At 64.4% G+C, this 14,112-nt stretch carries 12 protein-coding genes; 6 read left to right on the top strand and 6 right to left on the bottom strand.

Going from position 1 to position 14,112, the window contains the following annotated elements:
* Positions 1 to 6: 6 nt before the first annotated feature.
* The 3 genes from rocD to ACTUWL_RS05515 all read right to left on the bottom strand — a co-directional run bounded on the left by rocD (position 7) and on the right by ACTUWL_RS05515 (position 3,264).
* A complete protein-coding gene (gene rocD / locus ACTUWL_RS05525) occupies positions 7 to 1,221 on the bottom strand; it encodes an ornithine--oxo-acid transaminase (RefSeq protein ID WP_021076277.1) in 1,215 nt (404 codons plus the stop codon).
* Between the two features lie 137 nt (positions 1,222 to 1,358).
* Positions 1,359 to 2,036, bottom strand: coding sequence for a potassium channel family protein (locus tag ACTUWL_RS05520; RefSeq protein WP_021076276.1), 678 nt, complete (start codon positions 2,034 to 2,036; stop codon positions 1,359 to 1,361).
* A 4-nt stretch (positions 2,037 to 2,040) separates the two neighbouring features.
* Entirely contained in the window at positions 2,041 to 3,264 is a 1,224-nt protein-coding gene (locus ACTUWL_RS05515; RefSeq protein ID WP_021076275.1) for a cytochrome P450, read from the bottom strand.
* 205 nt (positions 3,265 to 3,469) lie between these two features.
* On the opposite strand from ACTUWL_RS05515, the gene ACTUWL_RS05510 reads away from it, so the two are divergent.
* From ACTUWL_RS05510 to cnbZ, 6 genes are all read left to right on the top strand, one after another.
* Positions 3,470 to 4,003 (top strand): thiamine pyrophosphate-binding protein, encoded by a 534-nt coding sequence (locus ACTUWL_RS05510; RefSeq protein ID WP_021076274.1) that lies wholly within the window; start codon positions 3,470 to 3,472, stop codon positions 4,001 to 4,003.
* Positions 4,000 to 4,590, top strand: coding sequence for a thiamine pyrophosphate-dependent enzyme (locus ACTUWL_RS05505; RefSeq protein WP_021076273.1), 591 nt, complete (start codon positions 4,000 to 4,002; stop codon positions 4,588 to 4,590). Before ACTUWL_RS05510 ends, ACTUWL_RS05505 begins: the two co-directional genes overlap by 4 nt.
* Positions 4,591 to 4,654: 64 nt before the next feature.
* Positions 4,655 to 5,356 (top strand): TetR/AcrR family transcriptional regulator, encoded by a 702-nt coding sequence (locus tag ACTUWL_RS05500; RefSeq protein WP_106940226.1) that lies wholly within the window; start codon positions 4,655 to 4,657, stop codon positions 5,354 to 5,356.
* A 1-nt stretch (position 5,357) separates the two neighbouring features.
* Positions 5,358 to 6,551, top strand: coding sequence for an efflux RND transporter periplasmic adaptor subunit (locus tag ACTUWL_RS05495; protein ID WP_021076271.1), 1,194 nt, complete (start codon positions 5,358 to 5,360; stop codon positions 6,549 to 6,551).
* 84 nt (positions 6,552 to 6,635) lie between these two features.
* Complete coding sequence (locus ACTUWL_RS05490) at positions 6,636 to 9,737, top strand: multidrug efflux RND transporter permease subunit (protein WP_021076270.1); 3,102 nt, start codon at positions 6,636 to 6,638, stop codon at positions 9,735 to 9,737.
* Positions 9,738 to 9,878: 141 nt separating this feature from the next.
* On the top strand, positions 9,879 to 10,622 hold the full coding sequence (cnbZ, locus tag ACTUWL_RS05485) for a 2-amino-5-chloromuconate deaminase CnbZ (RefSeq protein WP_021076269.1): 744 nt from the start codon (positions 9,879 to 9,881) through the stop codon (positions 10,620 to 10,622).
* Between the two features lie 104 nt (positions 10,623 to 10,726).
* Here cnbZ and ACTUWL_RS05480 read toward each other — a convergent pair whose 3' ends face one another.
* The 3 genes from ACTUWL_RS05480 to ACTUWL_RS05470 are packed head-to-tail and all read right to left on the bottom strand — an operon-like array spanning position 10,727 to position 14,106.
* Complete coding sequence (locus tag ACTUWL_RS05480) at positions 10,727 to 11,617, bottom strand: ABC transporter permease (protein WP_035649642.1); 891 nt, start codon at positions 11,615 to 11,617, stop codon at positions 10,727 to 10,729.
* A 4-nt stretch (positions 11,618 to 11,621) separates the two neighbouring features.
* On the bottom strand, positions 11,622 to 12,563 hold the full coding sequence (locus tag ACTUWL_RS05475) for an ABC transporter permease (protein WP_021076267.1): 942 nt from the start codon (positions 12,561 to 12,563) through the stop codon (positions 11,622 to 11,624).
* A gap of 31 nt (positions 12,564 to 12,594) precedes the next feature.
* Positions 12,595 to 14,106, bottom strand: a complete 1,512-nt coding sequence (locus tag ACTUWL_RS05470; RefSeq protein ID WP_021076266.1) for an ABC transporter substrate-binding protein — start codon at positions 14,104 to 14,106, stop codon at positions 12,595 to 12,597.
* Between the last annotated feature and the right edge of the window lie 6 nt (positions 14,107 to 14,112).

Below are 14,112 nucleotides of genomic sequence, written 5' to 3'. Positions count from 1 at the left end.
CCGCCGTCAGGTCAAATCCTGTGTCAACACAGCGCCGATCTGTTCCAGCGCCCAATCGACCTGATCTCCCGTAATGACCAGCGGCGGGGCGACCCGGATGGTGTGGTCATGGGTGTCCTTGGCGAGGATGCCGTGCTCCCGCAGCAGCTCGCAATAGCGGCGCGCGGGACCGGCCTCGGGGTGAAGCTCGACCGCGAGCATCAGCCCGCGTCCACGCACCTCGCGAACCGTGTTGGCACGGATGCTGCGCAAGCCGTCGATGAAGCGCACGCCTTGCGCGGCCGCGTTCTCGATCATGCCTTCGTCGACCAGCACGCGCAGCGCCGCGCGCGCGACCGCGCAGGCGAGCGGATTGCCGCCGAAGGTCGAGCCGTGCTGGCCGGGCTTCAGCGTGCCGAGCACCTCGTTGTTGGAGAGCACCGCCGAGACCGGATAGAAACCGCCGGACAGCGCCTTGCCGAGCAGCGTCACGTCGGCCTCGATGCCCTCGTGCTGCTCCGCCAGCAGCTTGCCGGTGCGGCCAAGTCCGGTCTGGATCTCGTCGAGGATCAGCATCACGTCATTGCGGGTACAGAGCTCGCGGACCCCGGCGAAATAGCCTGCAGGGGGAATGATGACGCCGGCCTCGCCCTGGATCGGCTCGACCAGGAAGGCAACGGTGTTCGGCGTAATCGCGGCTTCCAGTGCCCTGGCGTTGCCGAACGGAATGACCTTGAAGCCCGGCGCAAACGGCCCGAAATGCACGCGGCTCGCCGGGTCGGTGCTGAAGCCGACAATCGCCAGGGTGCGTCCGTGGAAATTGTCGGCGCAGACGATGATCTCGGCCTGGTCATCGGGCACGCCCTTGACCTCGTAGCCCCATTTGCGCACCGACTTGATTGCGCTCTCCACTGCCTCCGCGCCGCTGTTCATCGGCAGCACCTTGTGGGAGCCGGTCAGATCGGCGAGCTGCTCGTAGAACAAGGCGAGCTGGTCATTGTGGAAGGCCCGCGAGGTCAGCGTCAGGCGGCCGGCCTGCTCGATCATCGCGGCGAGGATTTTCGGATGACAGTGGCCCTGATTGACCGCTGAATAGGCGGAGAGGCAATCGAGGTAGCGATTGCCGTCGGTATCCCAAACCCAGACGCCTTCGCCGCGCGTCAGCACGACGCCGAGCGGCGCGTAGTTGTGGGCGCCGAATTGCGCTTCCCTGGCGATGAAATCGGTGACTGGCGGACGCATGTTTCGTCACTCCAGCTGTGCGGTGCCGGCACCGGTGAGGTGTCGCGCGATCAAATTATAGCTGATTGGGGATCGGCCCGCGCGGCTTAAAGGATGACCGTGCACCAAATTTGATCGATCCTGTCAGCGTCGCTGCGCTACGAATCCCGATCGCGGTGCGCGATCTCGAGCGTGACCAGCCGGGCGAGCAGCGTCGCCGGGTAGAGCTGGCCGAAGATCGCCTCGACATTGCACAGGCTGCGCGCCATCGGATGCAATGGTGCGACGTCGCCGTAGCCGGTTGTCGTCAGCGTGGCGAAGGAGAAATAGATCAGCTGGCTTGCGAGCGACGGCCGGTCTTCGATCTTCATGCCGGCAAATGCGTCCGGGACCAGCGTGCCGATGAAGGTGTAGAGCGCCACGAAGATCACCGCGACCGTGAGATAGAACAGGATCGCGCCGATCACCCGGTGGTAGGTGACGCGCCCCGGCGCGAAGATCGCCCGCGCGACCGTCACTGCCATCGTGATGCCGACCAGAAGCCAGGAGCCGGCGAACAGATTGAGGTCGAGGATCGACGGCGAGTGCAGGCGCAGGATCGCGCCGGTCACGATCATCGCCAGAGCGACCAGCATGGTGACGACGGCGATCGCGCTGCCCGACATCACGAACACGCCGCCGACCAGGAAGATCGCGAGCAACAGCTCGAAAACCTGGAATTCGAACAGGCCGAGCGCCTGTAGCGGCGCGACCACGAACATCATGACCAGGAGCAGTCCGGTCAGCACCGTCAGCAGCGAATCGCCCCAGCGCTCGCGCAATTGCTCTGTCGTCATCGGATCACGCGCCGCGCCGGCATGGCACGCTGAGGAAGCCGCGGAACCGCACCCGGCCGCCGCGCACCGGCTCGCCGTCGAGCAGATAGTTCGGGAAGCGCTTGAGGAACCGCGAGATCGCGATGGCGCCTTCAAGGCGCGCCAGCGCCATGCCCGCGCATTGATGCGCGCCGGTGCCGAAGGCGAGATGGCGGTTCGGCGTGCGTGCGACGTCGAAGTTTTCCGGGTTGGGGAATTGCGCGGGATCGCGGTTGGCGGCGCCGATGCACAGCGTGACCAGCGTGCCGGCCGGCAGCTTGATGCCGCCGAGCTCGGTCTCCTCCACGATCATGCGGTTGCCGAGCTGGTTGGAGCTTTCGAAACGCAGCATCTCCTCGACCGCGGTCTTGATCAGCTCCGGCTGCGCGATCAGCCGCTGCTTCTCCCCAGGGTATTGGGTCAGCGTCACCAGACCGTTGCCGATCAGGTTGGTCGTGGTCTCGTGGCCGGCATTGAGCAGGAAGATGCAGTTGTGCAGCAGTTCCTTCGCGGTCAGCCGCTCGCCATTGTCCTCACCCTGGATCAATCGGGTCAGCACGTCGCGCTCGGGATTGCCCGGCCTGGCGCGGCGGCGTTCGACCAGGGTTTCGAGATAGGCGAGGAAATCCTTCACCGCGGCGTTGCCGCGGTCGAACGCGTCCTTGCCGATCACCGGCTCCAGCGCACCCAGGATCGCCAGCGACCAGTCGCGCAGCGGTTCGCGCTCCTCGTGCGGCACGTCGAGCAGGTTGCCGATCACCTCGACCGGAATCGCCGAGGCGAAATCCTCGATCAACTCAAAGCGCTCCTTGGCTGCGATCCGGTCGAGCAGGCTGTCGACCAGCGCGATCAGGTCCGGCTCCATGCCGGCGATTGCCCGCGGCGACAAGGCGCCCATGATCAAGCGCCGCACGCGGGTGTGCGCCGGCGGATCGTTGAAGACGAGGCTGGTCGTGTGGTGTTCGTAGAGCAGCGAGTCGCGGTATTTCGGCAGAAACTCCGTCTTCTTGTCGGAGGAGAACGTCCTGGTGTTCTTGTAGGCGGCGATCAGGTCGTCGTAGCGGGTGAGGAAATAGCAGCCGTTCGGCAGGCGCTTGACCGGCGCGTGCTCGCGTAGCGCGCGATAGGTCGGGTAGGGGTCGGCGTAGAACTTCGGGGTCAGCCTTTCCAGGTCGAAACCGTCAGCCAGCTCGCGCGCGTGCCCGTCCATGGCGAATCCAACCTAATTAGTTTCATTTGCAACTATCGTAGGCCGCGGCCGGGCGCGGCGCAACACAATATGAAAGTATCGGGAACGGCGCGACGCCCTCGGCGTGGTGCGAATATATCGCAGAGCCATATGCGGTTTTGCGCTTTGATGAAGCGCGCGTGCCCCTCTACAGTCGCGGCCAAACAAGAGAGAGCCGGAAACGCCGATGCATGCCCGTGCCGACACCGCGGTCTCCTGGCCCGAGGAGATCTTTTCGATATTGCAGCGCTTCGAGGTGCGCCAGGTGCCCTACGTGCCGGACGCCGGGCATTCGGAGCTGATCGAGCGGGTGCTGGGGTCGTCATCGATGCGCGGCATTGCACTGACCACAGAGGAGGAGGGCGTGGCGCTGCTCGCGGGCGCCTGGGCCGGCGGCCAGCGCGGCGTGCTGCTGATGCAGTCGAGCGGGGTCGGCAATTGCATCAACATGCTGTCGCTGGTGCAGATCTTCCGCTTGCCGTTCCTCACGCTGGTGACGATGCGCGGCGAATGGGGCGAGTTCAATCCCTGGCAGGTGCCGATGGGCTCGAACACGCAGGGCATTCTCGAATTGTCGGGGATCAAGGTGTTGCGTGCAGCGCATCCCGGTGAGGTTCGCGAGGTCGTCGAGGCCGGCGCGGCGCAGGCCTACAACGCCTGCACGCCAACCGCCGTCCTGCTGTCGCAGCGGCTGATCGGGGCAAAGGTCTTCACCAAATGAGCAAAGCCAATCGCCTCGACCGCCGCGCGGTGGTTGCCGAACTGCTCAGGGATCGCAAGGGCGCCTTCGCCGTCGGCGGCCTCGGTGCCTCGACCTATGACATCGCCGCGGCCGGCGACCATGACCGCAACTTCTATCTCTGGGGTGGCATGGGCGGCGCCGTGATGATCGGGCTCGGCCTGGCGCTGGCGCAGCCGACGCTGCCGGTCGTCGTGATCACCGGCGACGGCGAGATGCTGATGGGGATGGGGAGCCTTGCGACCGTCGCGCTGCAGCAGCCGAAAAACCTCTCGATCATCGTGCTCGACAACGAGGCCTACGGCGAGACCGGTGGCCAGGCGAGCCACACCGGGGGAACCGCCGACCTTGTGGGTGTTGCCAAAGCCTGCGGAATCGGAGATAGCCGCTCGATCAGCACGATGGCCGAGGTTGAGACTTTTGCCTCGTCTTTGCAAGATGTTACAGCGGGGCCGCGGTTCGCGAGCGCGAAGATCGACGGGGCCAATCTGGAACGCGTGCTGTCCAGCCGCGACGGCACCTACATCGTCAACCGCATCCGCGGGTCGATCGGACACAGTCCAATTTAAAGTAGCTTTCGCGGTGCAATAGAACCTTGACTTTTGGTAAAGTGAGTGATTACTCACGACCCAAATGTCTACCTTACGCATGACGAGTGACTTGCGGCGTCAGTTGATCCTGAGCGCTGCAAAGCGGTGCTTCGCCCGGAACGGCTTTGCCGGCACCACGACGAAAAGCGTGGCGGCTGCGGCTGCCATTTCGGAAGGGCTATTGTTCAAGCACTTCCCGTCGAAGGCTGCGCTCTACGCCGAAATCCTTGCCGAGGAGTGCGAGGCGGACCCTGATCTCGCGCATCTGCTCGGCCAGGAGCCTTCGACCGCGACGCTGGTCGAACTGGTGCAAGGCATGGTCGGTCACTTCATGCAACTGCGCGATGCGCCGGACCAGGAAGAGGCGCAGCGGATGCGGCTGATGGTGACGAGCCATCTCGACGACGGCGAGTTTGCGCGCCTGCTGTACGACAAGGTCGGCAAGCTGATCGGTCCAACCTTCGCCGCCTCGCTCGACCGGGCGATCGCCGCCGGCGAGGCCACGCGGATCGGCGACGAGCCGCTCAACCTGTTCTGGTTTGCGCACCATACCGTGCTCATGGGGGCGCTGACGCAGCTGCCTGCGACACCTTGTCTCCCCTATGGTGATGCTGCAGCGGCCGAGCAGCAGCTTTGCCAGTTCATTCTTCGCGGCATCGGACTTACCGAAGCCGCAATCTCAACTCATTTGAGCCGCCAGCCGTCGCCGAGCGCAGGACCGTCGGTAACTGCAGAAAGTGCATGACATGAATATCCAGACCGAAAGCCATATCTCGGGTCAACCGATCAAGGAGAAGCAAGCCAAGCGTCCCGTCCGTTTGGTGCGCTGGTTCATCATCGTAGGCCTGTTGCTGGCCCTGCTGGTCGGCGCGCTGGTCGGCTTCAACGCCTTCCGCAGCCACATGATCGCGCAGTTCTTCGCCAACAATAAGCCGCCGCCGTCGAACGTCACGGCTGCCGAGGCTAAGACCGAAGTGATTCCGAACCTCTTGACTGCCGTCGGCGATCTCGTCGCCGTGCACCAGGTCAACGTCACGACCGACGTGCCGGGCCGCATCACCGAGATCCTGTTCACCGCCGGCAGCCATGTGAAGGCGGGCACGCCGCTGGTGCAGCTGTTCGACGCGCCGGAACAGGGCGACCTCGCCAGCTTCAAGGCGCAGGCAACCGTCGGCGAGCAGCAACTCGATCGCGCCAAGCAGCTTGCGTCGCGCCAGTTCGGGCCGCAGTCGACCGTCGATACCGCGCAGGCGACCTACGACCAGGCCAAGGCGGGTATCGCCAAGACCGAGGCGCTGATCTCGCAGAAGCTGGTGCGCGCGCCGTTCGAAGGCGATCTCGGCGTTCGCCAGGTCGAAGTCGGCCAGTATCTGACGGCCGGCACGCAGATCGTATCGCTGACCGATTTGTCGGTGCTGTATGCCAACATGACCGTGACCGAGAAGCAGAGCTCGCAGATCAAGGTCGGTCAGATCGTGCGGATCGCGGTCGACGCCTATCCGGGTCGCACCTTCGACGGCAAGATCACCACCATCGAGCCGCAGATCGCGACCGATACCCGCAACATCCGAGTGCAGGCGACGATCCAGAATCCGGACAGCATCCTCAAGCCCGGCATGTTCGCGACCGCCACCATCGTGCTGCCCGAGAAGCCGCCGGTCGTGACGATTCCGGAAACCGCGGTCGACTACACGCTGTACGGCGACTCCGTGTTCCTGATCACCGAGAAGAAGGGCGAGGACGGCAAGACCACCCTGACCGCCGAGCGTACCTTCGTGAAGACCGGCAACCGTGTCGAGGGCCGGGTCGAGATCCTCAAGGGCCTGAAGGCCGGTGACAAGGTCGTGGCCGTCGGCCAGATCAAGCTGCAGTCCGGCATGGCGGTCGCGATCTCGACCGACCCGGCGCCGCCGGTGCCGGCCGAGCCGCCGCGCTACTAATACCGATCATCTGAACTCGGAGGGCCCGATGGCCCTCCGCCACTTGCGCCGGGAAACCGGCAGACAACACGAATCGAGTTGGCGATGGCCTTCACTGATATTTTCATCAAGCGCCCGGTGCTGTCGGTCGTCGTCAGCCTGCTGATCCTCTTGATCGGCTTGCGCGCGGCGATGGTGCTGCCGATCCGGCAATATCCGAACCTGTCGAACACCGTGGTGACGATCACGACGTCGTATCCCGGCGCGTCGCCCGAACTGATCAACGGTTTCATCACCACGCCGATCGAGCAGGCGGTCGCTTCGGCCGAGGGCGTCGACTACATGACGTCGAACTCGGTGCTCGGCACCTCGACGATCCAGGTCTACGTCAAGCTCAATCACGATCCGAACCAGGCGCTCACCGAGGTGCTCGCCAAGGTCAATTCGGTCAAATACCTGATCCCGAAGGAAGCCTTCGACCCGGTCGTGACCAAGGCGACCGGTGACACCATCGCCGTGATGTATCTCGGCTTCTCCAGCGAGGAGCTGACCGGATCGGCGATCTCGGACTATCTGACCCGCGTCGTGCAGCCGGTGCTCTCGACGGTCGACGGCGTCGCGTCGGCCGACATCCTCGGCGGCCAGACCTTCGCGATGCGCGTCTGGCTCGATCCGACCCGGATGGCCGGACGCGGCGTCTCGCCCAACGACGTTGCGGCCGCGATCGCCGCCAACAACTTCCAGGCGGCCGCCGGCCAGACCAAGGGCTTCTTCATCGTCTCCAACGTCTCGGCCAACACCGACCTTCAGAACATCGATCAGTTCAAGCGCATGATCGTGAAGGCGAAGGACGGCGGCTTCGTGCGCATCGAGGACATCGCGACGGTGGAGCTCGCGGCGCAGTCGACCGACGCCAGCGTCGCCTTCAACGGCGAGCATGCGATCTTCATCGGCATCAAGGCGACGCCGCAGGGCAACCCGCTGACCCTGGTCAAGGGCGTGCGCGCATTGTTCCCCGACATGGAGCGCAACCTGCCGCCGTCGATGAAGATGAAGGTGGCCTACGACTCCACCAAGTTCATCCAATCGTCGATCGACGAGGTCGAGAAGACGCTGACTGAAGCGGTCCTGATCGTCGTCGTCGTGATCTTCCTGTTCCTGGCTTCGCTGCGGTCGGTGATCATTCCCGTCGTCACCATTCCGCTGTCGCTGATCGGCGTCTGCATCCTGATGCTGGCGGCAGGTTTCAGCTTCAACCTGCTGACGCTGCTGGCGATGGTGCTCGCGATCGGTCTCGTGGTCGACGACGCCATCGTGGTGGTGGAGAACATCCATCGACATCTCGAGGAGGGCCTGCCACCCGTGCAGGCATCACTGAAAGGTGCGCGCGAGATCGTGGGCCCGGTCGTCTCCATGACGATCACGCTGGCGGCGGTGTACGCGCCGATCGGCTTCCTCGGCGGCGTGACCGGCACGCTGTTCCGCGAATTCGCCTTCACGCTGGCCGGCTCGGTGATCGTGTCGGGCGTGATCGCGCTGACGCTGTCGCCGATGATGTGCTCGGTGTTCCTCAAGAGCGCGGAGGAGGGGCGTTTCGCCAAGCTGGTCAACCGCGTGTTCGGCGCGCTGACGCGTGCCTATGGCCGCCAGCTCGACCGTTCGCTCGACTACCGTCCGATCACGGCGCTGTTCGCCGTCACCATCCTCGGCCTGGTCGGCTTCCTCTACATGCACATCCAGAAGGAGCTGGCGCCGCAGGAAGACCAGGGCATCGTGTTCGCGGTGACCAAGGCGCCGAAATACGCCAACATCGACTACATCGACTTCTACGGCGACAAAATGGACAAGGAGTTCCAGAAGTTTCCCGAGACCGACCTGCGGTTCATCCTGAACGGCATCACCGGTCCGCAGGGCGGCTTCGCCGGCATGCTTCTCAAGCCCTGGGATGAGCGCAAGCGCTCGGCCCAGACGCTGCAGCCGCTGGTGCAGAACGAGCTGTCGAAGATCGAAGGCGTCAGCGCATTCGCGTTCAGCCTGCCGCCGCTGCCCGGCGGACCCGGCGGTCTGCCGGTGCAGATGGTGATTTCGTCGACCGCCGGCTTCCAGCAGGTGTTCGACCAGATGAACAAGCTGAAGGAAGCCGCGCGCAAGAGCGGCCTGTTCATCGTCACCGACAGCGACCTCGACTTCAACCAGCCGGTGGTTCGGGTGAAGGTCGATCGCTCCAAGGCGAGTGACCTCGGCATCACCATGCAGTCGATCGGCGGCGCGCTGGCGACGCTGCTCGGCGGCAACTACGTCAACCGCTTCAACCTCGAAGGTCGCTCGTATCAGGTGATCCCGCAGGTGCCGCGCGCCAACCGGCTCGCGCCTGAATCGTTCGACAACTACTACGTCCCGACCGCGACCGGGCAGCTGGTGCGGCTGTCGACGGTGGTGACCGTCGAGACCGGCGTCGATCCGAACGCGCTGACCCACTACAACCAGCTCAACTCGTCGACCTTCCAGGCCGTGCCGATGCCCGGCGTCTCGATGGGCCAGGCGGTGGACTTCCTGCAGGGTGAAGCCAAGAAGCTGCCGTCCGGCTTCACATTCGACTTCCTGGCCGACTCCCGGCAATACGTCCACGAAGGCAACCAGCTGCTGGTCACCTTCGCGTTCGCCATCATCATCATCTTCCTGGTGCTGGCGGCGCAGTTCGAGAGCCTGCGCGATCCGTTCGTGATCATGATCTCGGTGCCGATGGCGATCGTCGGCGCCTTGATCCCGCTGTTCTTCGGTGTCGCCACCATGAACATCTACACCCAGGTGGGCCTGTTGACGCTGGTCGGACTGATCACCAAGCACGGCATCCTGATGGTGGAGTTCGCCAACGAGCTGCAGCTCAACGAGGGGCTCGACCGTCGCTCGGCGATCGAGATGTCGGCCCGGATTCGTCTGCGTCCGATCCTGATGACGACGGCGGCGATGGTCACCGGCTTGCTGCCGTTGCTCACCGCCTCGGGCGCCGGCGCGGCCAGCCGGTTCTCGATCGGGCTCGTCGTCGTCACCGGCATGACGATCGGCACGCTGTTCACCCTGTTTGTGCTGCCGATGGTCTACACCGTGATCGCAACCGACCACCAGGCCGCGGCCCGTTCGGAGCGCGCCAAGCAGATCGCCGACTACGAACTGGAAGGCCGCGGCGGCGCATTGAAACCAACCTGAGCCCTCCAGGCTCATGCTCGCAGGAAGGGCGGCACTGGCGAAAGCCACTGCCGCCTTTTCTTTGTCCCGTGGTGGCTGAACCGCGAGACCGGTTCGCTCGAAAACGCTATGCTCGCCTCACAAGATCTGGAGGAAACAGGCATGGCGAGCGAATTCGCGGCAGGCAATTACCGGTTCATACCGGCCGTGTTCCAATATTCCAGCGGCGCGCAGGCGAACGCCGGCTATGAGATCGAGCGGGTGCGCTTCGATCGGCTGGTGCCGCTTGCGGAAGGCTTTGCGCGGATCGCGGCCTACATCAAGGACGCCGGCCGGCCGCTGACGTCGTTCTGCGCCTGCGAATTGCGCTCGCCAGCCGCCTTCACCGAGGACGGCTTCCGCGCCTTCAACCAGCACTACGTCAAGACGCTCGCGGAATGGGGCCTGTTCGACGACACCATCAATCCGGTCGCGCGCAGCAACGTCTGTCCAGAGATTGATCCGCCGGCCGAGCCGTCGTTCCATGCATTCTCGTTCACGCGGGCGAGCACGACCACATCGCCGTCCTTCGTGATCGCGGGCGGCGCCGAGGCCCGCGGAGGTCCCGGCAGCTATCCCGAGCGCATCGTTTGTTACCGCGATCTCAGCCCCGGCGCGTGGCGGGAGAAGGTCCGCTTCACGGTAGGTGAGATGGAGCGGCGTCTGGCGGAGTTCAGCTTCGGCTGGCAGGACACGACGGCGGTGCAGGCCTATACGGTGCACGATTTCCATCCGGTCATCGTCGATGAGCTGGTCCGCCGCGGCGCGACGCGATCCGGCTTGGCCTGGCACTTTTGCCGCCCGCCGGTGGTCGATCTCGAATACGAGATGGATTGCCGCCGGGTGCTGCGGGAGGTGGTTATTTAACTGAAGAGCTTAGGGTGCGCACGCTATCAGTCCCGTCATCTTTCGAGGCTCGCTCCGCTCACGCCTCTGGATGACGGGGACGGATGGAGCGCGCTCAGCTTGAGTCACCGCGATTTCGGGTCCAGCGCGTCGCGCAGGCCGTCGCCGACCAGATTGAATGACAGCACGACGAGGAAGATTGCAAGTCCGGGCCAGATCGCCATCCACGGCGCGCTGGTCAGGAAGCGTTGCGCGGCGTTGAGCATGCTGCCCCAGGATGGCGCCGGCGGCTGCTGGCCGAGGCCGAGGAAGGACAGTGCGGCCTCGGCGATGATCGCGGCCGCGATCGACAACGTGGCCTGCACCAGCAGCGCTGGCAGGATGTTGGGGAGGATGTGGACCAGCGCGATGCGCCAGCGCGGATTGCCCATCGCGCGCGCGGCCTCGACATAGTCCTCGACCTTGACGCTCATCACCTGGCCGCGGGTCAGGCGGATGAAGATCGGGGTCGCCGAGACGCCGATCGCGATCATCGCATTGCCGAGGCTCGGCCCGAGGAAGGCGGCGAGCGCGATCGCCAGGATCAGGAATGGGCAGGCCAGCATCGCATCGGTGATGCGGCTGATCAACGCGTCGATGAAGCCGCCGCGATAGCCGGCGACGAGGCCGAGCGGCACGCCGATCGCAAGCGCGATGCTGACCGAGATCAGGCCGGCGAGCAGCGAAGCGCGGGCGCCGAACACGACGCGGGCGAGCACGTCGCGGCCGAGTTCGTCGGTGCCGAACCAGTGCTGCGCCGACGGCGCCTTGCGCACCAGCGACCAGCTCGCCGCGATCGGATCATAGGGCACGATCATCGGCGCGAACACGGCGAGCAGGATGAAGATCGCGATCACGGCGAGGCCGAGCATCGCGCCCTTGTGCCTGACGAGCCGCCGCCAGGCACGCCGCGCCGGGCTTTCCAGCGTTTCGGTGGCGGCAAGCGCAGCTGAAGTCCCGAGCGCTGTGTCCGTCATGCGATCAGCCCCGCAGCCGCGGATTGACGAGGATATAGGCGATGTCGGCGATCAGATTGAGCGTGATGTAGATCGTCGCCGTGGTCAGCACCACGCCTTGGACTACGGCGTAATCGCGGTTGAACACGGCGTCGACGATCAGCTTGCCGAAGCCGGGGATCGAGAAGATCTGCTCGGTGAGCACCGCGCCCGACAGCAGCGTGCCGAGCTCGAGCGCGCCGAGCGTGATGATCGGCGTCAGCGCGTTGCGCATCGCATGCTTGAGGATCACGGTACGCTCCGACAGGCCCTTGGCGCGCGCGGTGCGGACATAGTCGCTCTCCAGCACCTGCAGCATGGCGCTTCGTGTGTGCCGCATCAGGATCGCGGCGATCGCATTGCCGAGCACGAAGGCCGGCATGATCGACGCAGCGAGGCTGGCGCGCCAGTTCTCGGCGGGCGGCACGTAGCCGGAGGCCGGCAGCCAGCCGAGCTCGACGGAGAACAGGAAGATCAGCATGATGCCGAGCCAGAAATTCGGCGTCGAGATGCCCCACAGTGCGAACAGGTTGGCGCCGTAATCCCAGGCGGTGCCCTTCTTCACCGCGGAGATGATGCCGGCGGGGATCCCGATCAGGAATGCGATGACGATGGCCATACCGGCGATCTGCATCGTCACCGGCAATTTCTGTGCGATCAGGGCGAGCACCGGCATCTTGCTGCGCAGCGACTCGCCGAAGTCGCCCATGAGCACGCCCTTGACCCAATAGGCGTATTGCAACGGAATCGGTTGATCGAGATGGTACTGGGCGCGGATTTGCGCGATCACGGCCGGATCGCGCTCCTCGCCGGCCATCACGAGCGCCGGATCGCCGGGCAGCAAATGTTGCAGCGAGAAGATCAGGAGCGAGACGAAGAACAGCGTCGGGATCAGCTGAGCCAGCCGCTTGGCGAGGAAGTTCAGCATCGTCGGCCCCGCGTATCCTGCGCCGCGGCGATCATTTCAATTTCAGCCCGACCACGCGCACCAATCCATCCGGCATCTGCCGGTAACCCTCGACCTTGCCGGAGTGCGCGATCAGCAGCGTGCGATGATAGAGATAGATGATCGGCTCGTCGTTGAGCACGATCCTGGTCATCTTCTCGTAGATCGCCTTGCGCTGGGCGGGATCGTTGATCAGCCGCGCATCTTCCATCAACTTGTCCGCTTCCGCATTGGAATAGCCGCCGTCGTTCTGCGGCGCCTTGGTGTGCAGGAAGACATAGGAATTGCCATCAGGATCGATCCGGCCGCTCCAGTTGATCTGAAACACCTGAAATTCGCCGGCCTGGGCTTGCTTGAAGGTCGTCGCAAATTCGACCACGCGGATCTTGATGTCAAAGCCTGCTTCGGCCGCCATCGACTGCACGACCTGGGCCACGGCTTCGTTCTCGGCCCCTTTGGGGACCATGTAGTCGATGGAGACGGGCAGTGTGACACCGGCCTCCTTCAGCAGTGCCTTGGCCTTGGCAACATCGCGTCCGCGAACCGGGAACGCCTTCTGATAGTAAGGATGCGTCGGGCTGACCCATTGATTGCCCGCCGTGAACTCGCCGTTGAACACGACCTGGTTGAGCGCCTCGCGGTCAATCGACAGATCGAGCGCCTGGCGCACCTTTTCCGATTGGCTGAGTGGCCCCTTGTTCTTGTCGTTGCCGATGTTGATCGTGAGGCCGAGATAGCCGAGTTCAGGTGCGGTCGACAGCACGAGCCGCTTGTCGGCGCGGACGTCCTTGATGTCGGTGGCGAGCACGCGCTCGATCAGATCGAGCCCGCCGGATTTCAGGTTCGCGAGCCGCACCGTGGCATCGACGATCGGAAGGAACACGATGCGATCGATGAAAACGTTGTCCTTGTTCCAGTAATCCTGGAATTTCTCGAACACCATGCGATCCTGCTGCACGCGTTCGACGAACTTGTAGGGTCCGGCGCAAACCGGATGCAGGCCGAACTTGTCGCCTGCTTCCTTCACGGCCTTCGGCGAGACCATCATGCCGGCGCGGTCGGTCAATTGGGCGATCAGCGGCGAGTAGGGCGTCTTGAGCACCAGCTTGATGGTCAGGGGATCGACGACGTCGACATGGTCGAGCGCGGCCAATTCCGGTTTGCGAAACGAGGTCGGCAGCGTGAGGTGGCGCTCCAGCGAGAACTTGGCGGCTTCGGCGTCGAACGGTTCACCGTCGTGGAACTTGACGCCCGGCCGGAGCTTGATCGTCATCTCCTTGCCGTCGGACGAATTCTCGTATGATAGCGCGAGCTGAGGAACGATGTTCAGCTTCTCGTCGATGTCGAACAGCTTGTCGCAGAAGGCCGAAAAGACGATGCGGCCGACATAGGTGCGTCCGACTGAGGGATCGAGGATGTCGGGGTCCTCGGCGAGCCCGATGCGAAGCGTCGTTTCGGCACGCGCGCTCGTTCCGCACCAGGTCACGAGGGCCGCCATCAGGACCGCCAAGCGCCAAAATCTCATCGCCAA

Source organism: Bradyrhizobium sp. WCU1 (assembly GCF_053474805.1).
The sequence above is the reverse complement of the archived record's forward strand: the minus strand, read 5'-3'. Positions and strand labels throughout refer to the sequence as shown.

Bases quoted from the DNA above. Each gene is read 5' to 3' on its own strand.
- rocD (WP_021076277.1), bottom strand. From the start codon at position 1,221: ATGCGTCCGCCAGTCACCGATTTCATCGCCAGGGAAGCGCAATTCGGC.
- ACTUWL_RS05520 (WP_021076276.1), bottom strand. From the start codon at position 2,036: ATGACGACAGAGCAATTGCGCGAGCGCTGGGGCGATTCGCTGCTGACG.
- ACTUWL_RS05515 (WP_021076275.1), bottom strand. From the start codon at position 3,264: ATGGACGGGCACGCGCGCGAGCTGGCTGACGGTTTCGACCTGGAAAGG.
- ACTUWL_RS05510 (WP_021076274.1), top strand. From the start codon at position 3,470: ATGCATGCCCGTGCCGACACCGCGGTCTCCTGGCCCGAGGAGATCTTT.
- ACTUWL_RS05505 (WP_021076273.1), top strand. From the start codon at position 4,000: ATGAGCAAAGCCAATCGCCTCGACCGCCGCGCGGTGGTTGCCGAACTG.
- ACTUWL_RS05500 (WP_106940226.1), top strand. From the start codon at position 4,655: ATGTCTACCTTACGCATGACGAGTGACTTGCGGCGTCAGTTGATCCTG.
- ACTUWL_RS05495 (WP_021076271.1), top strand. From the start codon at position 5,358: ATGAATATCCAGACCGAAAGCCATATCTCGGGTCAACCGATCAAGGAG.
- ACTUWL_RS05490 (WP_021076270.1), top strand. From the start codon at position 6,636: ATGGCCTTCACTGATATTTTCATCAAGCGCCCGGTGCTGTCGGTCGTC.
- cnbZ (WP_021076269.1), top strand. From the start codon at position 9,879: ATGGCGAGCGAATTCGCGGCAGGCAATTACCGGTTCATACCGGCCGTG.
- ACTUWL_RS05480 (WP_035649642.1), bottom strand. From the start codon at position 11,617: ATGACGGACACAGCGCTCGGGACTTCAGCTGCGCTTGCCGCCACCGAA.
- ACTUWL_RS05475 (WP_021076267.1), bottom strand. From the start codon at position 12,563: ATGCTGAACTTCCTCGCCAAGCGGCTGGCTCAGCTGATCCCGACGCTG.
- ACTUWL_RS05470 (WP_021076266.1), bottom strand. From the start codon at position 14,106: ATGAGATTTTGGCGCTTGGCGGTCCTGATGGCGGCCCTCGTGACCTGG.